Origin of the sequence: Cellvibrio sp. OA-2007 (assembly GCF_000953825.1) — a bacterium.
Classification (GTDB): Bacteria; Pseudomonadota; Gammaproteobacteria; order Pseudomonadales; family Cellvibrionaceae; genus Cellvibrio.
On sequence record NZ_BBUL01000070.1, the window covers coordinates 1 to 22,541 of the forward strand.

The 22,541-nt window shown below is 48.7% G+C and carries 19 protein-coding genes and 1 pseudogene; 6 read left to right on the forward strand and 14 right to left on the reverse strand.

The features are described from left to right. Positions 1 to 59: 59 nt before the first annotated feature. Positions 60 to 569 carry an MFS transporter gene (locus tag AWU77_RS03440; RefSeq protein ID WP_062059327.1) on the reverse strand — a complete coding sequence of 170 codons (510 nt, stop codon included), beginning with the start codon at positions 567 to 569 and terminating at the stop codon, positions 60 to 62. Between the two features lie 494 nt (positions 570 to 1,063). On the opposite strand from AWU77_RS03440, the pseudogene AWU77_RS20960 reads away from it, so the two are divergent. Next, positions 1,064 to 1,609: pseudogene (locus AWU77_RS20960) on the forward strand (molybdopterin cofactor-binding domain-containing protein); the annotation flags it as partial. A gap of 87 nt (positions 1,610 to 1,696) precedes the next feature. Next, a complete protein-coding gene (locus tag AWU77_RS20965) occupies positions 1,697 to 2,137 on the forward strand; it encodes a molybdopterin cofactor-binding domain-containing protein (RefSeq protein ID WP_375600830.1) in 441 nt (146 codons plus the stop codon). 61 nt (positions 2,138 to 2,198) lie between these two features. Here AWU77_RS20965 and AWU77_RS03450 read toward each other — a convergent pair whose 3' ends face one another. From AWU77_RS03450 to gnd, 11 genes are all read right to left on the reverse strand, one after another. Next, positions 2,199 to 3,272: an SGNH/GDSL hydrolase family protein gene (locus tag AWU77_RS03450; protein ID WP_062059331.1), complete on the reverse strand. Its 1,074-nt coding sequence runs from the start codon at positions 3,270 to 3,272 to the stop codon at positions 2,199 to 2,201. A 104-nt stretch (positions 3,273 to 3,376) separates the two neighbouring features. Continuing rightward, on the reverse strand, positions 3,377 to 4,240 hold the full coding sequence (locus AWU77_RS03455; RefSeq protein WP_062059333.1) for a sugar phosphate isomerase/epimerase: 864 nt from the start codon (positions 4,238 to 4,240) through the stop codon (positions 3,377 to 3,379). A gap of 65 nt (positions 4,241 to 4,305) precedes the next feature. Next, entirely contained in the window at positions 4,306 to 6,039 is a 1,734-nt protein-coding gene (locus tag AWU77_RS03460; protein ID WP_062059335.1) for a GMC oxidoreductase, read from the reverse strand. Between the two features lie 68 nt (positions 6,040 to 6,107). Continuing rightward, on the reverse strand, positions 6,108 to 6,707 hold the full coding sequence (locus AWU77_RS03465) for a gluconate 2-dehydrogenase subunit 3 family protein (protein ID WP_062059338.1): 600 nt from the start codon (positions 6,705 to 6,707) through the stop codon (positions 6,108 to 6,110). A 190-nt stretch (positions 6,708 to 6,897) separates the two neighbouring features. Then, a complete protein-coding gene (locus tag AWU77_RS03470) occupies positions 6,898 to 7,641 on the reverse strand; it encodes an alpha/beta fold hydrolase (RefSeq protein ID WP_062059339.1) in 744 nt (247 codons plus the stop codon). A gap of 40 nt (positions 7,642 to 7,681) precedes the next feature. Further along, positions 7,682 to 8,779: a DUF2817 domain-containing protein gene (locus AWU77_RS03475; protein WP_062059341.1), complete on the reverse strand. Its 1,098-nt coding sequence runs from the start codon at positions 8,777 to 8,779 to the stop codon at positions 7,682 to 7,684. Positions 8,780 to 8,904: 125 nt separating this feature from the next. Further along, a complete protein-coding gene (locus AWU77_RS03480; protein ID WP_084617997.1) occupies positions 8,905 to 12,264 on the reverse strand; it encodes a two-component regulator propeller domain-containing protein in 3,360 nt (1,119 codons plus the stop codon). A 272-nt stretch (positions 12,265 to 12,536) separates the two neighbouring features. Next, on the reverse strand, positions 12,537 to 12,845 hold the full coding sequence (locus AWU77_RS03485; protein WP_062059345.1) for a type II toxin-antitoxin system RelE/ParE family toxin: 309 nt from the start codon (positions 12,843 to 12,845) through the stop codon (positions 12,537 to 12,539). Then, positions 12,833 to 13,090: a type II toxin-antitoxin system Phd/YefM family antitoxin gene (locus tag AWU77_RS03490; protein ID WP_062059347.1), complete on the reverse strand. Its 258-nt coding sequence runs from the start codon at positions 13,088 to 13,090 to the stop codon at positions 12,833 to 12,835. Before AWU77_RS03490 ends, AWU77_RS03485 begins: the two co-directional genes overlap by 13 nt. Positions 13,091 to 13,300: 210 nt before the next feature. Then, positions 13,301 to 13,873, reverse strand: a complete 573-nt coding sequence (locus AWU77_RS03495) for an HNH endonuclease (protein WP_062059349.1) — start codon at positions 13,871 to 13,873, stop codon at positions 13,301 to 13,303. Positions 13,874 to 13,974: 101 nt separating this feature from the next. Next, a complete protein-coding gene (gene gnd, locus AWU77_RS03500; protein ID WP_062059352.1) occupies positions 13,975 to 15,429 on the reverse strand; it encodes a decarboxylating NADP(+)-dependent phosphogluconate dehydrogenase in 1,455 nt (484 codons plus the stop codon). A gap of 330 nt (positions 15,430 to 15,759) precedes the next feature. On the opposite strand from gnd, the gene AWU77_RS03505 reads away from it, so the two are divergent. Continuing rightward, the gene (locus tag AWU77_RS03505; protein ID WP_062059354.1) at positions 15,760 to 16,947 is read left to right on the forward strand and encodes a glycosyltransferase; all 1,188 of its coding nucleotides are present in this window, start codon (positions 15,760 to 15,762) and stop codon (positions 16,945 to 16,947) included. A 23-nt stretch (positions 16,948 to 16,970) separates the two neighbouring features. On the opposite strand, the gene AWU77_RS03510 is transcribed toward AWU77_RS03505, so the two are convergent. Together AWU77_RS03510 and queG are read right to left on the reverse strand one after the other, a co-directional pair. Then, complete coding sequence (locus tag AWU77_RS03510) at positions 16,971 to 17,888, reverse strand: PEP-CTERM sorting domain-containing protein (protein WP_062059356.1); 918 nt, start codon at positions 17,886 to 17,888, stop codon at positions 16,971 to 16,973. 148 nt (positions 17,889 to 18,036) lie between these two features. Continuing rightward, positions 18,037 to 19,149 carry a tRNA epoxyqueuosine(34) reductase QueG gene (gene queG, locus AWU77_RS03515; protein ID WP_062059358.1) on the reverse strand — a complete coding sequence of 371 codons (1,113 nt, stop codon included), beginning with the start codon at positions 19,147 to 19,149 and terminating at the stop codon, positions 18,037 to 18,039. A 133-nt stretch (positions 19,150 to 19,282) separates the two neighbouring features. On the opposite strand from queG, the gene AWU77_RS03520 reads away from it, so the two are divergent. From AWU77_RS03520 to AWU77_RS03530, 3 genes are all read left to right on the forward strand, one after another. Further along, positions 19,283 to 20,023, forward strand: a complete 741-nt coding sequence (locus AWU77_RS03520) for an SIMPL domain-containing protein (protein ID WP_084617999.1) — start codon at positions 19,283 to 19,285, stop codon at positions 20,021 to 20,023. 275 nt (positions 20,024 to 20,298) lie between these two features. Next, the gene (locus tag AWU77_RS03525; RefSeq protein WP_238582293.1) at positions 20,299 to 21,105 is read left to right on the forward strand and encodes an ABC transporter substrate-binding protein; all 807 of its coding nucleotides are present in this window, start codon (positions 20,299 to 20,301) and stop codon (positions 21,103 to 21,105) included. 313 nt (positions 21,106 to 21,418) lie between these two features. Beyond that, on the forward strand, positions 21,419 to 22,489 hold the full coding sequence (locus AWU77_RS03530) for a PEP-CTERM sorting domain-containing protein (protein ID WP_062059363.1): 1,071 nt from the start codon (positions 21,419 to 21,421) through the stop codon (positions 22,487 to 22,489). The last annotated feature ends 52 nt before the right edge of the window (positions 22,490 to 22,541 follow it).

The following is a 22,541-nucleotide window of genomic DNA, read 5'->3' on the forward strand; positions in this document are numbered from 1 at the left end:
TCGTTTGCGTGGATTGTTTCTTGCTCATGGATCACCTCTGGAGTAAGTTTACTCAGTTTCTAAGGTGTCCGATATTCGCGGTAGGGATCAAACATACCTGACATTACCTTTCCCATTGCAACAGGAATGGACTGCAGATTATTTTTTGAAATGTAGTAGTCGCCAACGTATGCAAATGTATTTGAAGTCAAAATCCCGGCAAATAACCCACAAAGAATTCTAAATATATACATGCTTGTCGCATCCCATGCGGCACCGCAAAAAAAAGTACACACTGCAAATCCTGCAAGCGATATACAAATACTTTTATATCTTCCAATTGAATCGCTAATAGGGCCATAGAGCAATGCCCCAAAGCCAACGCTTAACGTATAAACCGTTACCAGATTTGCGGAAAGTTGCAGGCTCATGCTCAAACTTGCAGATATTTCTGATATGAGCGGGGCGATAATAAAATTTTCTGAATAAATTAAAAACATAATAAGACAGAGAGAAAGGGAGAAAGCCTTTTCGCTTTTTAGAAATGCAGATTTAAAATCGTCTTTAGCTGATTCAGTGGAGAAACTCATTATATTTCCTTTTTTGGGTGGGAGGATTTGGATGATCCTTGAATTTCGCGTGCATTATATTGTCGATTATTGCTTAGTCAAACTTAACAATGATTGACGTGACAAAATATTTAAATGTTAATGTTATTAATTTTGTGAATTCATTCAAGCATGTTTTTATTACGGTTTTTTAAATTGCTGCAGATTATACTGTTTAATCGGCGTAAATTATTTTATATATTCACTAGGTAGAGTTTTACTGCGTCAAGTAAATATAGGGTTGTTTTTTTGGTGACATTTTGTCGCTTAAGTTTTCCGATTGTTTGATCGAAAGCTCTATACGTAACTGTGCTTGATTGTTCGGTTTTGCTTAATGTTTTACGATTGCACTCCATACATACCAAGAGGTTTGGCAAAGCTGAACAAGTTATTAATGCAGAATATTATTTTTCTTCATCACTCCGCTACGACTTAACTGACTAAGTTCATCATTAAAGTAGAAAAATAATTGTGAGCTATGGTTCGCCTGTCAAATGCCAACTATAGGCCGGCAAGAAGTTGCGGCGGCGACAGGAGCAAAAGCTGAGCAAATAATAATTAATACGCTCTACGCAGTCGGCAGTTTTGGTCGCCGCGCCTGTGCGAGTGATTATGTGCTCGATGCTGCCGCCATTGCCAAACAGCTGATCGGGCGCGCGGTAAAAATGGTGTGGACGCGCGAAGATGAAATGTTAAACGCGCGTTATCGCCCAATGGCGGTTCATCACATTCGCGGCGCAATTACAGACGAGGGCGCGCTGGTGTGGCAGCACCATGCGGTAGCTCCATCAATTTTGCGCGGCACGCCTTTTGAAGGTATGATGAGAGGCTCGCTCGATGGCACAGTGGTTGAGGGCATTGAAGATATGCACTACGCCATCCCGCATTTGCAGGTGCAGGGCACTGAGTTGTCGGTAAAAGTGCCTACACTCTGGTGGCGTTCTGTAGGGCATTCAGGTAATGCATTTGTTGTAGAAACATTTGTGGATCAACTTGCAAAAGCCGCAAAAAAAGATCCGGTTATTTTTCGCCGCGAATTATTGGTTAAAGAGCCCCGTGCATTAGGTGTACTAGATCTTGCTGCAGAAAAATCAAATTGGAAAAAAGCGTTGCCTAAGGGTGTAAGCCGTGGCATTGCCGTACATAAATCGTTTGGAACCTGGGTCGCACAAGTCGCTGAAGTGCGAGTGAATGCCGATAAAACGTTTAAAGTTGAACGCGTAGTGTGTGCTGTTGATTGTGGTGTTGCTGTAACACCGGACGTGATTCGCGCGCAAATGGAAGGTGGTATCGGCATGGGTTTAAGCGCGGCATTGGGCGAAGCTATCACCTTAAAAAACGGCGTGGTCGAACAAACGAATTATCACCAATATCAACTCATGCGCATCAACGCTATGCCAAACATAGAAGTACACATAGTCCCTTCAGCAGAAATGCCCTCAGGTGTTGGCGAGCCGGGTTTGCCGCCCATTGCAGGCGCTGTGGCGAATGCGCTGTTTGCGGCGACGGGCAAACCGGTGACTAAATTGCCGCTGGGTACAAAAGCTTAAAGTAATTTTTAGCTTGAAAATAAAAAACGCCGCTGGTTTTGCCAGCGCCGTTTTTTTAAAGTTACCAGATTTTGTTTTTCGTTATGTGTGTGATAATCAACTGTGCTAGTAGTTCATCATCTTTTTTTGACGGGTGCCAATGGCAGCCTTGGAAATCCAAGCCGCTGAAAATAATGGAATCGATATTTTTCATGCCGGAGGCTTTTAGCTGTTCAAGCACGTTGGTCATTTGATTCGCAATTTCATTTTCAGCATTGGTTGATGCCATTAAGATAAATTGGGCTTTGGGGTTTTTACGTTGTAAGAATTTTACAAACTCCACATACTTTTTGACGTAATCCTGCTGCAGTTCTGCGCGTGTTTTCCAGCGTTCGCCATCGTTAAGTTTGGTGGAGAAATCGTTAGTACCCAAACCTATCACAATCGCTTTTGGCTGCCAGTCGCTGTGGTAGATGTAACTGTTGTTATACAAAGTGAATGGGTACAGGCCAATTAGGCTTTTTTCCGGTGAGTGGCCGTTGTAATTGCGTACTATGCCAAAACCGGAAGAGGCGTTGATTTGATAGTCCGCATTAAAGTGTTTGGCGACCAAAGGGCCAAATGCCAATTGGGAATTGGTGGTTTCAAACAGTTGTTCATTGTTGCATTCACGGCTAGGTGAGATGTTGCCGTAACCGACGGTGTAGGAGTCGCCGATAAATTCTATTTGGCGTTGTCTGGTGTTTAGTTTTAATGGCTGGTCATTGCTATAAAATCCGAGGAAGCGGCCGCTGCTGGATTGGATTTCGCTGATTTTTTCCAGTCTTACATAATGTTTTTCCGCAGTAAGATCTTGCACCACAAAATCATTTTTTCCGGGTTTCTTGATGATGATAGGCGCTCTGTTATCGACGATTAATTGAAAGTTATTTTGGTCATCATCAAATTTGAGTGTAAGTGAATCACCTTTAAATGCGGTTTCAAAATAAATAGATGGCCAGGAGTATTCATAGGTTTTATTGCCGTCGCTATTGGTTTCTATTAGCACTCGCCCGCCAATATGAAGTGGAAGTTGACTGAGGTCCGCACTCGCTGCCCAGAGTGCGGGTGTAAAAATAAGACCTAATAACAAACCATAGCGTATTAAATGTTTCATATTTATTCTCGTGTCTATCAACTCTTAAACCTGTGCCGTTTAAAAAGAAAACCGCTACCAATATTAGTTTGGCGGCGGTTTGGATTGTGTATCAATAACAGGTGTTACTTCATGTCGGCAATGACTTTTTGTAAACCTTTGAGTGATGCTTCAACGCTTTGCATTGGACTCATGTCTTTTGGATAAGACTCTTGCTCCACCACTAACCAAAGTGTGCCGCCGTAGGTTTTGTTGGCTTCAATCAGCGCTTTCCAATCAGTCGTGTCTTGCCCAATGATCGGATGCTCAGTATTGCCTTCCGCAGGTGCGGACGCTTTGTAGTGGGTAGTAATAGTGCGCCCTGGATAAGCTTTAATAAATGCGATTGGGTCCTTACCTGCTACTTCGGTCCAACCTACATCTTGCTGCATGATGACATCGCTTTTGGTGTTAGTGCCAATCACATCCCAAGGAGTTTTGCCCATCTCGCCGAGCATTTCTACGGTGTGATTGTGATAGCCAGTGTGCATGCCGTGGGCAGCCAATTTCTTTTGAACTGCGTCCAAATCGGCGGCAACTTGTTTCGCGCCTTCGGGTGTTGCAGCGCGGTTATCCATGGGAATAATTAAATATTTACAATCGATGGCTTGGTAAAACGCAACTGTTGCATCAAAATTTTCAGGCGACAATTTATCAAAATGCACATGTGCGCCCGATGCTTTCAAACCGGTCTTTTCCAAAAATGCTTTTAAACCCTTGGGGTCTTTTTCGTAACCACCAAAGTTTCCAGCAAACTCTACACCATCAAAACCCATGGCCTTGAGTTGTTTTAAGGTGCCTTCAAAGTCGGCTGCAACAGCATCTTTCACTGACCAGAGTTGCACGCTCAGTTGCGGTGAAGTGGGCGCAACATCAGCGGCAAAGGTTGCCATGCTGACGCTAGTAATTGCGGCCATAGAGATGGCTTTGATGGTGTTAGATAATTTCATGTTGAGTTCCTTATTTATTGCCTTTGGGATATGTATTGTTAGTGCTGTAGTTATGGTTTTTTTTGCTAGATTTTTCCGAGTTTCAGTTGTTGCACTGCATAGTCGGCGGCGCGTGCGGTAAGCGCCATATAAGTCAGCGATGGATTTTGTGAAGCGCAAGATGCCATGGATGCACCATCGGTGACAAAGAGGTTAGGCACATCGTGCGCCTGATTCCAGCCATTGAGCACCGAGGTTTTTGGATCTTTACCCATGCGCGCAGTGCCCATTTCGTGAATGGCGAGGCCGGGGTGCCAATCTTTTTTTGCTTCAATTCTTTTGGTTATATCTTTCACGCCGATACCTTCCAAAATTTCGGCACAGGTATCGGCTATATCTTCAAACATTTTCCAATCGTTTTCAGAAAGGTCGCACTCGATATGCAATTGCGGCATGCCCCATTTGTCTTTTAATGTGGGGTGCAGGGAAACCTGGTTTTCATATCGCGGCAGCATTTCACCCGAGCCACCCAAATTGAATGTCCAGCCACCTGCATTGCGAATCGCTTTTTTGTAGTCTGCGCCAAAACCATCGCGCTCACTGAATTGATCCCAGCCTTCGCGCATTGCACTGCCCGTTAATTGATAACCGCGCAGGAAGTTGGGATTCATTTCGCTGTAATTAGTAAAGCGTGGCATCACCAAACCCGTGGGGCGGCGGCCGGAGTAATATTCATCTTCAAAACCTTCAACTCGGCCAGATGCACCGGCGCCGTAAAGGTGATCCATTAAATAATGGCCGAGTGCGCCAGAGGAATTGGCGATGCCGGTAGGAAAACGTTCGCTCACCGAATTGAGCATGATTTGCGTCGTGCCCAGTGTAGAGGCGCACAGAAAAATAACCTTGGCAAAATATTCACGTGTCTCCAGTGTTTCTGCATCGATTACCCGCACACCGGTAGCACGATTGGTTTTGGGGTCGTAAATAACACTGTGCACAATACTGTTGGTGGCAATGGTTAAATTATTGGTGGCCAGTGCCGCAGGCAGTGTTGAGCTTTGGGTAGAAAAATAAGCGCCGAACGAGCAGCCTTTTTGACACTCATTACGCGCCTGACATTGAATGCGCCCCTGCGCGGTGTGATGTGGTGCGGGTACCGATAAATGCGCGGTGCGGCCCATAATAAGTTTGCGCGTTTTCCATTTTTTCTCGATGCGCTTTTTCATTTCTTTTTCGACCGCATTCATTTCAAACGGCGGCAGAAACTTGCTGTCAGGGAGTGCGGGATTATTCTCTACTGAACCACTAATGCCCGCATGAACTTCGACATGGTCGTACCATTGTTCAATATCTTTGTAACGAATCGGCCAGTCTACGCCGTGGCCGTCGCGCGCATTGGCGGTAAAGTCATGTTCACTCCAGCGATAGGATTGGCGATGCCAGATGAGGGATTTTCCGCCCAGTTGATTGCCGCGAATCCAGTCGAAGGGTTTGTCTTTGGGTGTGCTGTAGGGATAGTCTTTGTCATTGCCAAAAAAATGTTTAGTGGCATCGTTAAAGGCGTAACATTTTTTTTGCACATAATGCTGCTCATCAACAATGCTGTTTTCAACTCTGCCGCGAAATGGCATCTGCCAGGGTTTAACGCCTTCTCCGACATAATCCTTGCGATGTTCAACCGGGCGGCCGCGTTCGACCATCAGTGTTTTTAAGCCTTTTTCGGTTAATTCTTTGGCGGCCCAGCCGCCAGAAATACCAGAGCCGACGACTATGGCATCGAAAATTTCGCTGCTTTTAATGATGTAAATATTTTTATTCATGAGATGGTTTCGCAAAAAAGTTAACGGATCAAATTAGGATGTCTGTGCGCACTGGCCAGATGATTGATTTATTGCGGCAGTGCCCAGGCTTTGCCGACATCCTTGAATTTGAAATTACCTTTGTAGCCGCCGGGAATGGCGAGGTAGGCCAACTCTTGCGTGGCGCCGATTTCCGAGGTGTAGTAGCCAAAGGTTACCAAGGCTTTAAATTGTTTAAAAAAAATGCGGTCAGCAGCAGTAAAACCATCGGCCGCTTGTTCCATTTTGGTGAGCAATTCGATTTGCTGGTCTTTGCTGGCAGTTAAAAAAGATTTACTCAGCCGCGCCTGGGCTGAATCATCAATACGTTTTAATCCGCTTAACAGTGCTTGCTGTTCGCTGGGGTTTGCACAGTAGGCAACAAAGTGATTAATAAAATCGTGCACGCCTGCGGCAATGGCGCCGGGGGTATCGGTAGTGGGAATAATAATCTCACCCAGCTCGCGCACCAGTGCTAATTGATCGCTATTGAGCAGTGTTTTTTTGCTGCGGGTGAAGTCCGTTGGTGGGGTAAAACTCGCTGCCAATGCTGATAGTGAGTTGGCCGAGAGCGCCAAACCACAGGCTAGAGCAAGTTGTTTAATGGTATCGCGGCGCGAAATGCCCGCGGATAGAGCAGAGTGGGTCATGTAAGCCTCGTGCTTATTCTAGGTTTTGAAGTTCAGGCGCGACCTTGACGGTGTTTCATTCCCCTGTCCCAAGCGAATGCGGTGTCTTCCCTATAGGGAAAGTGTGCCTTGAAGTCTAGTTCTTGAACTGGTTAAGAGGGGTCAATATTTGTAAATATGTAACCGATTGCAGGTGGTTTTTACGGCGGAGTTACGGCTGCCATTGCGCTATCTGATGGGCAAGCCACAGCGGATCATCCATTGGCAAATCGTGCCCGGCGGATGGGTGTTTGTGGATGGGCCAATTAAATTGCGCGGCTATGGCCTCGCTTGCGCGCACGCTGACCATGCGGTCGTGTTGGCTTGCTAATACAAGGCCATTCACTGTGCAAGTGGTTTGTGGGCGAAATTGGGCAGCGGCGCGCAGCATGGTCACAATGGTGGCACGGGTGACCGGGCGCCGTTGCTGAATGCTCAGCCACTGCTCTAAATGCTGGGCATGATCCGCAGTGTTATTGCTCACGATGCTTAATACCCGCGCCTCGCGCGCAGAGCTATGGCTGAGCAGTGCACTTATCATGGTTGGCCATGCCGTGGGTCGCAGGCGCCACCAAAAAGGTTGGTTGCCCGCGCTGGAGTTAATTAACACTAATCCGCGCAATTCTTGTGGATAGCGCTGCGCCCAATCGAGTGCAACCATGCCGCCCATCGAAATGCCTACCACGTACACAGCTTCATCGTGCGCAGTGATTGCGGCTATTTCGATTGCTGCGCGCGCGTGATCGGTCATGGCGGCAATGGATGTGAGTGCGGGCTGCTGAAAATATTTTCCGCAGCCGGGGAAATCGACTAAATGAATTTGGCAGTTGTTGCCCAGTGCCTGTTGCAGTTGCGCGGGGAAATTTAGCCAGTGGTCGGCTTCACGTGCGAGGCCGCGCAGTAAAATTAACTGCATTTTTTCAACCTCTCTCGTGTTTGCAAAAGCTCAGGTGTTTTCAAAACCACAGGCTCTTGGCAGTTTGCGCCAGTATTTCTGCGTGTTTTTTATCGGGCAGCCAGTTGGCGTGGTTGAGCGTGGCGGCCAGCATAAAATCCAACAAGACAATATGGCGGCGCAATACTCGCGTGTGGCGATGTTGAATTTGCGGATTAAATAATCCCGCCATATTAAACAGTTGACGCGGACTTTTTTTCACCCACATCCAGGAACCCATCTCCAGGGTTAGCGGTAAAAAATGTGGTTGGTTTTGCGCGCGCGATTGGTAGTAAAAATAATCCCACAGATCGCCGTGGGATAAATAATGAATTGATTGCGGTTCAAATAAATAGGTGTGATTTGGGTAGCTGCGCTCCCACAACATTTTTAATGCCACATATTCAGCAATATTACCAATGGCTTTTTTGCGATAGGCATGTGGAAACCAGAGGCGATCTTGCATGCCCAAGCCTGAGTGCAAATCGAGCACTGTGGCAAATGGGCGATTAAACACTTGCCGCCGGATGACGCGCTCCAATGCGCTATTTTCTGCTTCCATCTGCCCGCGTTTACGCCCGCGATACCAGGGCAAAAATGGCCCGAGCCTGTGGCCGCCGCCAAGCAGTGGCACTGGGCCTTCGGCATCAATCGGCGCATTGCGATTTAAATCCACGCCATTGCCATTGGCGCGCTGATTTAAATACATCCCCACCGGATTCATGATCGGCATGATCACCAATTGCAGTTGTTGCAACTGCTGTTGCACACCTGTATCCCACCGCAGCCGCTCCAGCAGCGATTGCAGCCATGCGATCAATACCTGGCTGCCGATCCGTTCAATGCCGTGAATGCCACCGGTAAGCAATAGAGTTGGCGCGTTGGGCGCACTTGAGCCGAGCCTGAGTGAGTAGAGCGGGAATTCCATCGCTTCATGCAGCACGGTGGTTTCGCAACAGGCGTGCAGCAGTTGGCCGTGCTCACCTATCAGCTGCTCCAGTTGTAACAGTTCGGGAATTTTTTGGTGGAAATCTTGCTGCACGTCGGCGCTGCGCCGAGAGGATGAAGCTATGTCGATGGGCGCGGTAAAGTCGGGTGGTGGCTGGTTCAGATTGGTCATGTTATTACCGCTGGGATAAATCCTGAGTGTTCAGAGCATAGCGGCTTTTATGGATAAGAATTTTTACAATTGTGTGACGCTGCGGTCGCATCAGAATCGATGCGCCAGCTTATTTGGGATGGGGGCTAATCCCATACCAGTGGTTCAGCCGGTGTTGCTATCACCCATAGCTCATTGTTGTCGATCATGGTGGGCAGATTGCTGCTGATGCGCAGATATAAGCGGTCTTTGTTAGTGTGGGCGACAGTGTTGGTATTGGCTGCAAGGCCAACACAGCGGTTGCGGCCGGATTTTTTGGCGGCGTAGAGCGCGCGGTCGGCAATATCGATAACCTGTTCCCAGGATAAGGTTGCCGGGTGTTCGCGCAGAAACGGGAAACTGGCAAAACCCATGGAGCAGGTTTTTTTCAAAATACTGCCGTCGGGCAAGGTGAAATTATATTGCTCGATACTATTGCGAATACGCTCGGCCATTAATGGTGCTTCATCGCGGTCGGCAAAGCGGCTGACAATTAAAAACTCTTCGCCGCCCCAGCGCACTACACAGTCGGATTCGCGGCAGATTTTGGTTAGCACATCGGATAGTTGAATTAACAACTGGTCGCCTGCGGCGTGGCCATGGACATCGTTAACCGATTTGAAAAAATCCACATCCAGAATAAAAAAGGTGAGATCGCGCGCGATTTTGGTTGGCGTGCGATTGCGGTTGGGCGGCTCGTATTCGCGCTGCACTTTGGCTATATCCATAGGGATTAGTTTTTGCAGGTAGCGGCGGTTGTTTAAGCCGGTCAGCGGGTCAGACAAGCTGATCGCTTCGAGCTGCGCATAAGCCCCTTCCAGCTCCGCATTTTTATTGCGCAATTCAGCGGTGCGCTCGGCAACTTTATGCTCCAGCTCGCGGCTGACCTTGCGTGCTACCAACACTTTTTGATGTTGATTGCGCACAAACAATAACAACAGGCCGATAAAAACGGTGGTGTAAATGGTGTAGGCCCACCAGGTTTTCCAGGGCGGCGGTAATACAGTGAGCTGCAAGCTGCGCCCCTCTTCATTCCAGATGCCATCGTTATTGCTGGCCTTCACCCGAAACCGATAAGTGCCAGCAGGCAAGTTGGTGTAGAGCGCGGTGCGCTGGTTGCCCACTTCACGCCACTGGTTGTCGAAACCTTCCAGCTTATAGGCGTAAAGATTTTTTTCAGTATCGCGATAATTCAGCGCGGCAAAACTGAATGAGATCATGGATTGGGTGTAATCCAGCGTGATGGCGCTGGTTTGGGTGATCACTTTATCCAGCAGTTTCTGCGGCCCCTGAACGGGCACTTTTTCGGTAAACAGGCGAAAGTCAGTAATTGCGATAGCGGGGGCAAGTTTGTTTTGATTGTTTTCAAGCTGATCGACATCAAAAAAATACAAGCCGTTGCGCGAGCCGAATGCCAGTGCGCCAGAGCGGGTGACTAGTGCCGCACCAGTGGCAACTCCGCCGATCAGTTCACCATTAAAACGGGTGTAGTTTTTTACCGCGAGGGTATCCGGGTTAAAGCGCACTATGCCGTTATTAGTGCCCAGCCATAAATTGCCTTGTTGGTCTTCCACAATCGCGCGAATTCCCTGGTCGGCAAAACCATTGCTATTGTCGTAGTGGGTGAAGTCATCGCTCTCCGCATGGTAGAGGTGCAGGCCCATATCGGTGCCGAACCAGAGGCGCTGTTTGGCATCCTCATGGATGGCCAGTACCGAACCGTTGGTCAGGCTACGTGGATTCTTGCCGTCGGGCAGATAGCGCTTAAAAGTGTTATTGGTGCGATCTAATAAGTTGAGTCCGTAGGCGGTTCCCACCCAAAAGCGCCCGTGGGAATCCTCGAACGATACCCAGGCTACGGTGCTGGATAGGCTGTGTTCACCGTTTTCGCTGTGGGGATAAAAATGGTAGACGCCGCTGGCGCGATCAAATTTAGTCAGGCCATTGTAGTGTGTGCTAAACCACAGATTCTGTTGCCGGTCTTCAAAAATATTCCACAGCATCAAATCATTTAATTTGTCACCGGTTTTGGCGCCGCGTTTACTTTGGTCCGGGTCGACCGGCAGTGTGTCGAAGCGGTCGGTGGTTGGGTTGTACTGCTGCACCCCTGCGCCCCAGGTGCCAAACAGCAGCTTGCCCCGCGAATCGCGTTTGCCGTTGAGTACGGCGGTGGTTGCGACACGGGAATCTTCACCGGTGGTATGCCGATAGTGAATAAAGGTGTCGCTCGCGGCATCAAAACGTGAAATGCCATTGGAGCCAATCCATAGATTGCCATCCACATCCTCGACCAGTGCCTCAACGTTATCGTCCATTGGCCCCTGTTCGGGCCGGGGGGATTTTTTGTAAACCCGAATGGCGGCACTGGAGCGATCATAAATATGTACACCGGAGGGATAGGTGCCGATCCAGAGATCGCCAATACGATCCTCATAAATTCGGCGAATGGTATTGCTCACCAAGCGCCCAGCGCCGCCATCGCCGCGCTCAAAGTGGATAAAGTTATCCTGAGTTTCGTTATACAGGCTGATGCCTGCGCCATCGCTACCGGTCCATACCCAACCGTTGCGATCAACGTAAATCTGGCGCGAAAAATTATTACCCAAGCTGTGCGGATTGTGTGGATCGTATTGGTAATGGGTGAATTGATTGCTGCTGCGCTCGAGCCGATAGATGCCGTTATCGCTGCCCGCCCACACGCGCCCACGGGTATCGACTGCAATAGTTCTGATGCTATTTTCCAGCGTGGATTTCGGGTTGTCCGGATTGGGAATATGCAAGGTAATGTTTCCACTTGCCAAATCCAGCTCTGCCAAACCGGTATCCATTCCCAGCCAGACAATATCCTTATCCACCACAATATCGTTGATTAGATTGCTCGGCAGGTCGCCATTTTGCTGGTTCAAAATCTTTAGTTCGCCATTGGCCGGATTGAGAATGCCAAAGCCGGTGGCGGTGCCAATCAGAATTTCGCCGGCAGCGCTTTCGGCGATCGCATTAATCGCGCCACCGGCCTCCAGTAAATTATTGGGAATCTTTACTGGCAGTAATACTTCGTAGTCGCGGTCATAGCGATACAACCCCGAGCGAGTCGCAGCCCACAGGGTGCGTTGTTTATCCTCCACCAATTCCAAGACCTGATTTACCGGCTCTGTCTCGATCAGGTTGGCGGGGTCTTTGGCGGCGGGAATCGGCAAAAATTCATAGCCGTCGTAACGCAACAGGGCATTGCGCCCACCTAACCACATAAAACCTTGATGGTCCTGCAAAATAGCTTCAACTTCGCCGAGGGCGATGTCCTGATTCTGCATGATGTTGCGAAAATGAATTTTTTTGGGGTAGTCAGCTGCTGCGATGGAGTTATCCGCAAAGCTGACAGGCATCAGCGCAAACTGCGCGATGGTAAGTATCAAGAGTAAAATCAAGCGTGGTGTCATTGTTGTGTCGCTAGCTGTAGTAGAGGGCATCCTTTCGCCGACCGCGAATTTGTTATCGCTTTTGCGCGGTTATGTGTGGCCGAACTGCATTTAGTTATAGCAGCTGTTGGCGGGTTTGGTGAGTTTTCCTCTTGGAAATGACGGGTTTGTGATGTGGGCTGAAAAATAGGGTACTCGGGAGGTTGGGCGGTAATACGCGGGAAAAAACTTTTTTACCTGTGATGTTGGGTGCCGCAGCCTGATTTATAGAACTTTGTGTTGTTTGCAATTGTGAATGTTGGAATTAGTTTCTCATCGTTACCCTAAAGTGTTCCCCGCTCTATTAAAAATTTACGCAAACTGCGCTCTGCGCGACAGACATGCATTATATGAACGATGTTTTTGTCGGTGCGGTAAAGTACCCGGCAGGGTGATGCTGTCAGTTCTCTGTAACTCAGTTCCGGAATGGCTAAAGGAACCTTCCCCGATTTGGGGAATTGTTCAAGGCGTTCGACTTTAGCAAGAATATCCGCTACCAGTTCAGCGGCTGCAATGGGATTGCTTAGTGCAATGTATTCGGCGATTTCATTAAGGTCATTAACTGCAGGTTCAGTCCAAATTATTTCAGCCATTTTTTTAGCTTATCCTTAGCTTGTGCATGCGACAAAACGCGTCCTTCCAATATGGCTTTTTCACCTCGCGCTATTCCTTCTAATAACTTCATGCGGTCAACCATAAACTCATAGTCTTCAACATCAACTAGATAAGCGGAAGGTAAACCGTGTTCGGTGATAAGCACAGGTTCTTTAGTGTTATGCAGCTCGGCCAGTATTTTGGTGGCTTCACGTTTTAGCGTGGTAACAAGTTCGGTTTTCATGGAGGCACCCATTGAGTGAGAGTGCCACTATAGTATCACTTTTGTTTTGGGGTGCAAGCGTAGGTTGGCGGTGAGGAACGAACCCCAACATGACCATGTTTCCGAAACCACCAATACCAAATTCGTGCGTCGCTGTTTTTCTTATTAATGAATTAATGCGCGGTTTGTGATTACGAATGTTGGGGTTCGTTCCTCACCCCAACCTACGGGTTACTCTGGTTTGAATTTTTTAGCTACTGCTGCGTTTATTTCTGATGCTAATACTTGCGCGGAGCGCATGGTGGATTGCACTAATTCCCAGTTTTTCCAATGTTGTTGCCACATTTCTTTACCGACGATAGATTCAAAGTCTACAATGGTTGGTTTGCCCCAGTTTTCGTACTGTTTTAATTTATTAATTCTTTCAGGTAAATCTTTAATGCCGCGTACTTTGGGTGAAAGTTTTGCGTCGCTTTGAATCCAATTTTCCCATGGCTTGTTGCCTTTGGATTGGTTGCATTTCCCACAGGCGGGAACAAGATTGTGAATTTCTGATATGTAGCCCGTAGGTGTTTTGTTTATAACGAGTGGCCGTAAATGATCCCATTCAGATGCGACTGAACCACAGTAAGCGCATTCAAATTTTTCGTGACTCATCCCTAGTATTTCCAGCGCTTCTTTTACTTGTTCATTGGTTGGTGGTATGACAGGAATTATGGAGTTTATAAATGAATTGGTAATGGTCGAGGATCTTCCAGTAATCTTCACAGGGTTAGGCATTCTAAATAGTAATAGGTAATCCATGAGCTGCCTTATTCTTTAGTAATGTTTTCAATTTCTTCCAACAAAAAACCCGAACCATTTCTGATTCGGGTTTTCGTATTTCTCTCACCACATCCAAAAACTTAAACGTTGTAAGTGGTCGATGCGGTGTTGCCGCCGCGGCCGGTCCAGTTGGTGTGGAAGAATTCACCGCGTGGTTTGTCGGTGCGCTCGTAGGTGTGCGCGCCGAAGTAGTCGCGTTGGGCTTGCAGCAGGTTTGCTGGCAAGCGCGCAGTGCGGTAGCCGTCGAAGTAGGTGAGTGCAGAGGTGATTGTCGGGGCGGGAATGCCGTTAACAATTGCCGCAGCAGCCACACGACGCCAGCCAGCTTGGGCTGCATCAACGGTTTTGGCGAAGTAGTCATCCAACAACAGGTTTTTCAATTCAGGATTCTTGTCGAATGCTTCTTTGATATTGCCGAGGAATGATGAACGAATGATACAGCCGCCGCGCCACATTAAGGCGATGCCACCGTAGTTCAGGTTCCAGCCGTATTCTTTGGCTGCTTCGCGCATCAGCAAATAACCTTGTGCGTAAGAAATAATTTTTGATGCAAATACCGCGTTGCGCAGGTCATCGATAAAGGCTTGTTTGTCGCCAGTGAAATTCACGGCTGGGCCTTTAATGACTTTCGCTGCTTCAACACGCTCAGCTTTTTGCGATGACAAGCAGCGTGCAAATACTGCTTCAGAAATCAGGGTAAGAGGTACACCCAGATCCAGTGCGATTACGCCAGTCCACTTGCCGGTGCCTTTTTGGCCCGCGGTGTCGAGGATTTTCTCAACCAGTGGCTCGCCGTCGGTATCTTTGTACGCGAGGATGTCGCGGGTGATTTCGATCAGGTAAGAATCGAGTTCACCTTTGTTCCACTCGGCAAAGACTTGGTGCATTTCGTCTGCGCTCAGGCCAACCACTTCTTTGAGTAATTGGTAGGCTTCACAGATCAGCTGCATGTCGCCGTATTCAATACCGTTGTGCACCATTTTTACAAAGTGGCCAGCGCCGTTCTCGCCAACCCAGTCACAGCAGGGTGAGCCGTCATCTACTTTGGCGGAGATGTCCTGGAAAATATCTTTCACAAACGGCCAGGCTTCAGGTGAGCCGCCGGGCATGATAGATGGGCCAGTCAATGCGCCTTCCTCACCACCGGAAACGCCGGTGCCGATAAAACGTAAGCCTTTGCTCGCGAGGTACGCGGTGCGACGGTCGGTATCGGGGAAGTGAGTATTGCCGCCATCGATAATAATGTCGCCAGCTTCCAAGTATGGAATCAGCAATTCAATAAAATCGTCTACTGCTTTACCGGCTTTAACCATCAACATAATTTTGCGTGGTTTAGCCAATGAGGCGACCAGCTCTTCAATCGAGCGCGCGCCACGAATGGTTTTGCCCGCTGCGCGACCAGCGATGAAGCTGTCTACTTTGTCTACAGAGCGGTTGTAAGCGGTGACTGTATAGCCTTTGCTAGCCATGTTCAGGATGAGGTTTTCACCCATCACAGCCAAGCCAACCAAGCCTATATCGGAAAGTGGTTTCATAGTAGTAATAGCCTATCGTTGTGGTTGATGTCCTGGCTCTCAGGCGCAATTCAACAGGGCGGTTCCGGTCCCTATCACCCGTTACCCTTCCTGTGTATTCCAGGGAGCAGAGATTGACCGATTTCTATCTAACGGCGCTGCTCTAACGGCTGCGCTCTTGAGGGGGTGCGTATTATTCCTGTTTGTGGCGCAAAAAAACAGCCAAGGGGCAAAACTTATGGCTATTTTCATCATAGCGAGGTGCAATTTATCTAATGTGATTGGATGTTGCCGCCTTGTGGTGCATTGGTTAGGCTGCGCTCCTTCTCAATATTCAAGGCAGAGATAACAATGGCACGAGTGGTATTTTGTTGGGAGCTGGGTGGAAATTACGGCCATATCACCGGTTTTATTAGCTTGGCGCAGGCGTTCAAGGCGCGTGGCTGCGAGGTGATTTTTGCGCTGCGCAATTTGCAGCACGCAGGATTGTTGGGCGATGGGGTGACTTGTGTGCAAGCGCCGATCCCAAATTTTATCCCGCGCCAGCGCGATTCTTACTCTTACAGCGGTATTTTGGCCGCTATAGGTTATCTCGATAAAACGGTGTTAGCAGGGTACGTTGCGGCTTGGCAAACATTGTTAAGCGAGTATCAGGCCGACCTGGTCATTGCCGATCATGCCCCTACCGCTATTTTGGCGGCACAGGCTCTCGGCCTACCGGTTGCTGCAATCGGCACGGGTTTTGTTATCCCTCCCTTTGATTCAGGATTTCCACTATTTACCCCGAGTCTGTCTGAGCCAGATGTCGGTTTGGATGAGCAGCTACTGGCTAATATCAATTACGCCATGCACCAATGTGGTGGTCAGGCTCTCCGCAGCCTGGGCGATATCTTTGATCGCGCTGAACCCTATCTATGTACCTTGCCGGAGTTAGATCACTATGGCGCGCGCGCGGATGTGGATTACTGGGGGCCGCTGTTCAGTGCTGATCAAGGTCTGGAGCCCCAGTGGCCGGTGTTATCGGGAACTCGGGCGGAAGCGCGGGTTTTTGCTTATCTCACGCCGAAATTGGCGCATCTGGAGCAAGTGGTTACCGCTCTCGCGCAATTGCCTTGTGCAGTTCTGCTCCACATTCCGGGCTTGAGCGAAATCCAGCGCGAGGCCTGGTCTACCATTTCCTTACGGATTGAAGCCCAGCCAGTCAGCATGCGCAGTGTGTTAGCGCAAGCGACGATGGTAGTTAGCCAGGGTGGAATGGGTGTTAGCGCACAATGCCTGTTGGCCGGTGTGCGCCATGTAATCGTCCCCACGCAGATGGAGCAAACCATGTTGGCGCGTCGGTTGAGTGATATGGGTTTAGCCTATGCCGTGAAGGCGGATGCGACTATCACTGACTATGCTGCTGTTTTTCAACAGGCGCTGGGCTGTGAGGTATTGGCTAACAACAGCCAAATGCTGGCGCAGCAGTATCGGGGATTTTCACAGGATGAACAGATAGGTGCGTTGGTAGAGGATATGTTGGAACTGCTATCCCCTTAAAGGGGATAGCAGTTAGATACTACTTATACAGCGGTTTTGCGCGCTTTGCGACGACGGAACGCCAAAGCTGCAAGACCAGCACCCAGCAGCAAGGTGTTTGCTGGTTCGGGCACTGTCGATGGGGCGCCACTACTGGTGGTAACAAAGTTGCTCGCATCAAAGATGGGAGTGGAACCAAAACCAAATGGATCGTCGAAGCGAGCCTCTGGTGTGTGAGCATAACCTGCATCAGCTAAATACTGATTAACGTAAGTATTGAGTTGATACTCCAGAGTTAATGAGGCGCCTGCGGCGAGATAACCCAAGTTCAATACACCCGCATAACTACCCCATTGGTAAGTCACACCATCACCGCTTAGTGCGCCAAGAGTGGTGCCGTTGGTGGTTAGGCTTTGGCCATTCCACCAGTCGTTAACCGCAGTAAGACTGGCAGAGCTATCCCACAGGCTTGTGCCATTGACGCGGATATCAGCCGAGTAGCCCGATTGAATAAGGGTGCTGCCGTCGCTGTATGTGTCCGAATAGCCAAGCCCCAATTCACCGCTCAGGATTAAAAAGCTGAAGTCGATATTTTGTCCCGTACCGGTATCGTTAGTAATAGTTGCCGTATGCAAGACGCTCGCGTTGGAGGATAAATCCAGGTTGGTTGACAGAAAGCTTCTGTCCAGAAATGGTGAACCGTAGCTTTTCAGGCCACTTTCACCTGTGTCTTTGCCATAGGCTGACGCGGAAGCATTCGCTCTTACCGGCGATTCAGTGTTAAGTCCAGATTCACTGAGGGCGTAGGTTGAGGAGCTAATGCTATCAGCATTGGTGGTGCCGTTGATGCTAACCGATGTGCTTGCTTTTACGCTGGTAGAGATCAACAGTGCGTAAGACGGGGCTGCTGCCAGTGTAGTAAAGGCAATGCCAATTGCCAGTGCGAGTTTATTAACTTTCATACTGATAAAAATCCCTTGATGTGATGATAAAAACGCAGTTGCTACTGCGCGTCGCAGTCTACGAAAATGGCACACTTTTTGTGCTCGGAAACTGATAAAAGTGTGACGTAATTTTGCTGTTGTTTTTATTTGGTAAAAATATCGACACTCACTCGGCGTTATTGCGAATTTTCCGCTTGCGCCGCCGCTGAGGATTGGCTTGTTGCACTAGCGCCCAGTCGATATGTTCCTGTACCAAGGGCGTTGACAGATCCTTTTTATTCATCAGCGCCTGAATAATCCGCTCATCACTGGGCGCATTACCCAAACCCACGGCGATATTGCGCAGCCAGCCTTCATAGCCCACGCGGCGAATTGCCGAGCCTTCGGTGCGGGCGAGAAATTCGTCTTCGGTCCAATTAAACAAATCGACCAAGTCGCTATCGGCGAGGCCGTGGCGCGGTAAAAAATCGGTTTCGCCGGTAAATTGCGCATATTTATTCCAAGGGCAGATGGCTTGGCAGTCGTCGCAGCCAAAAATACGGTTGCCTATGGGTTCGCGGAATTCTTCGGGAATGGCGCCTTTGCTTTCAATCGTTAGGTAGGAAATACAGCGGCGTGCGTCCAGCTCATAGGGGCGTGGAAAGGCGTCGGTGGGGCAGACTTTTAGGCAGGCGGTGCACTCGCCGCATTGATTCACTTGGGTGGGTTGATCTACGGGAAGCGGCACAAAAGTAAAAATCTCGCCCAGGAAAAACCAGCTGCCGGCTGTATCGTTAAGGATTAGCGTGTGTTTGCCCGTCCAGCCCAAACCGGCTTTTTCCGCGAATGGGCGCTCCATGACTGGCGCGCTATCGACAAAGGCGCGGTTTTGGCCTTTGTAGGGATAGTCATCCGGCAGTGCGGCATCGATTTTTTGCGCGAGTAGACTCAGGCGTTTACGGATCAGCTTGTGGTAATCGCGCCCTAATGTATAGCGGGATATGTAAGCCTTGGTCGGGTCTTTGAGGATTTTGATTTGCTGGGTGTCGCCGGGCAGATAGTCCATGCGCACCGAGATCACCCGCACAGTGCCGGGCAATAACTCCGCTGGGCGCGAGCGTTTATTGCCGTGCGCCGCGAGCCACTCCATGCTGCCCTGATAGCCTTTTGCCAGCCACTCTTGCAGGCGCGCTTCGGCATCGCCCAAGTCGATATCGGTAATACCTACCTGCTGGAAGCCGAGTTCGCGCCCCCAGAGTTTGATATCGGCGGCAAGTTGCTGGAGATCGAGATTGGACATGGCAGCTCATTAATCTGTTGAGCTGGGCATTTTGCCCGAAAACTGGTGGGGTTACATTTTTAAACATTTGATTCGGGTGATATTCACCTTCGGCCGCTATAGTGAAGCCACATTTTCCCACAGGAGTTTTGCAATGAAATTGATGATGCTGATGGCTGCTTTGCTGTTGAGTGCGGGTGTGACTAGCGGTGTTTGGGCTAACCCCTTACCAGCGCAGCCCCATGTTTATGTTGAAGGTTCGGCGGAGCTGGAAGTGGAGCCGGATATGATGACTTTCACTCTCAGTATTCAAAAGTCCGATCTGGATCTCGCCAAGGCCAAAACCGATGTGGATGCACGCTCGCGCCTGCTGATCGAAACCGTTAAAAAATTTGGCATCAAAGCTAATGATATAGCTACCACCGCCTTAAACATTCGCCCCGAGTACGAATACAAAGATGGCCAACGGGTATTAACCGGCAATAACGTATCGCGCCAGGTGGATATTAATCTGCGCGATTTAAAAAAATATCCCGAGATGATGAAAGCGCTGGTCGACGCCAAGATTTCTGAAACTATCAACACCAATCTGACGCTCGCCGATAAAAAAACGGTGGAAGAAAAAGTGCAAACTGCAGCCATGAATGATGCCAAGGCGCGCGCCAATCGCCTGGCAAAATCCCAAGGTAAAACGGCAGGCGAGCCCTGGTCGATTTCGGAATTTAATAATCGCGGCAACGAGCGCTGGGAGTTAACGCCGAATCGTGAATTAATGGGGCGCTCTGGTGTTATGAAAGCTGACGCAAGCTCATTACAGCGCATGGCTAGCGAACCTTTTGAGCCGGGCGTGATGAAAATTACCGCGCAGGTGTATGTGGTGTATTTGTTGAAATAACGAGCTATTTCAAATAAGTGGTTATAAAAGCAGGCAGTTAGACACTGCCTGCTTTTTTGCATTCGTATTCAATGTGTTTTTCTATCTTTTTTTATCCACGCTTTGGAATGGCTATTTATACTCAATCGGCTATGCACAACATCTTCTGGTTATAAATGCGATGAAAATCAGAAAACATTCCGCTTGAGGTTATTATGGTTGTTCACTCCATTAATTGCATTGCAAGGTTAATTTCTTGTTGTGTACTAGCGTTAACGATACTGGCGCCTCATGTTATGGCCCAGCCACCCAAGCGTATTACGATGATGCCTGCCACTACGGATATAGATCGTTATGCGGTGCGCATGATGACGCTGGCGCTCGCTCGATCTGCTGTTAAATATGAGATTGTACCCGACCCTGATAGCGGCCAACGTACTCAGGGGCGCTACATTGAGGATTTGCGTGCAGGGCGCATCGATGTCATGTGGGCTGCCTCCGATGCCAGTATTGAAGCGCTGGTGCTGCCGGTGCGAATTCCGCTGCTAAAAGGGTTATTAGGGCATCGCATTTTTTTGATTCACAAAAATAGCCAGTACAAGTTCGATGCGGTTAACACGCTCGATGACTTGAAAAAATTAAAACTGGGGCAGGGCGCCACTTGGGCGGACACCAAAATATTGGAGAGCAATGGTTTGACTGTGGTGAAAACCCAAAAATACGACAACTTGTTTTATATGCTGGATGGTGGCCGTTTTGATGCCTTTCCGCGTGGCGTGCAAGAGCCTTGGGGTGAGGTAAATAAAATTCCCGGTTTGGAATTGGCGATAGAAAAGCACCTAATGTTGGTTTACAAAATGCCGTTTTATTTGTTTGTGTCGCCAGACAACACGGCACTGGCTCGCGATATTGAGGCGGGCTTTAATTTGATGATTGCCGACGGAACATTTGATCATGAGTTCTTGAATGATCCTTCAATCAAAAAAGTGATTGAAATGGCTGACCTGAAAAATCGCAAAGTGTTTTATTTAGACAATCCAGCGCTGCCTGCAGCAACACCTGTTGATCGGCCCGAGTTGTGGCTGGATATCAATAACTTGTAATCCGCACTCGTCGGGCTTGACCGCCAAGACTTTTGTTATCCCTTCTTGTTTTGCGTATTTGTCGGAGATATTTACATCGCAAATATGGTTGCGCGCCACTATAGTGTTCTTTGTGCTTGATATTAAACATTTTTTTGGTTTGGCTTGATTATTGCTTTATTTGGCGTTGCTGTGCGTCACTAAGGACAATCCTAAGGCTCGCTATTACAAAGGCGCCTTTAAATGAGGCGTATCAGCGACTCACAAAATAGGGCGACATAATTTTGTTATGCCTAAACCAATCACTTGTTTCAAAGATGAAGGATCTAAAGCCATGAATCTGTTTAAAAAACTCGCATTGTCGGTGGCGCTGGTTTTGCCAGTTGCTGTAAATGCTGACACCATTTCCCCCGAAACTTATTCTGCAACCCTGGGTTTGGGTGAAAGTGTAACTATCACCAAAACTGTCACTATCGAAGAGTCTGTGACTAGCGGTGTTCTTGATATTGTGTTCTTGATTGATACCTCCGGCAGTATGGGTAGCGTTATTAATGCTGCTAAAACCGCTGCGAGCAATTTGCTGGCCGGTCTTTCTGGCTTTGGTAGTTTAGCCACTGGCACCGGCTACTATAGTGAGCCAGGCTCGGGCTTAAATACTGACCTTACTACTGACGCAGTAGCAGGTGCAGCAGCAATCAATGCTATCAACTTGGGTGACGGCGGTTACGGTGGTGACTTTCCTGAAGAAGGTATTCATGCCGTTAAATTGGCTGCAGAAAACACATCATGGAGACCGGGTTCATCACGTTTTGTTATCGCCTTAGGTGATGCAACGTTCAAAGAGTCTGATGGTTCAACCTTGGCCGGTGCACAAGCTGCTTTGGCTGCAAATGATGTTACCTTTATTGGGATTGACTTTGGCAATATGACCCAGACCTCATGGGGTGGTATTGATCCAACATTGTTGGCGACTGCAACTGGTGGTTCAATCGTCTCTAGCTCGATCAGCCCAAGTGCACTGATAGCATCTATTCTGGCGGGTGTTGAAGATTCATTTGCTACCTACAGCAAAGTGTCTGTTGATGATCTGGGTGCTGGTATGCCAGGTGTGGATGTTTCTGTAGCATGCCTGACCGCGGACACTGGTGCTTGTGTGGGTGACAGCGCGGTGGGTAGTTTTGATCGCAGTATTTCCCGCTCATTTACTTTCGCAGTGACTTTCACTGGTAAAGAAGTTGGTACGCACGACTTTCTTACCCATGGTTTAGTGGGCGGCAGCATTGTTGCGAGCGAGAAAGATAGTATCACTGTAACAGGTGTTTCTGTGCCAGAGCCGAGTGGCATGCTGTTATTGGGTATTGGCTTGCTTGGTTTGGGTATGGCTCGTCGTCGTATTAAGGCTTAATACGGCATCGATGAAAAAAAGCGACCCTATGGTCGCTTTTTTTGTTTTGGGG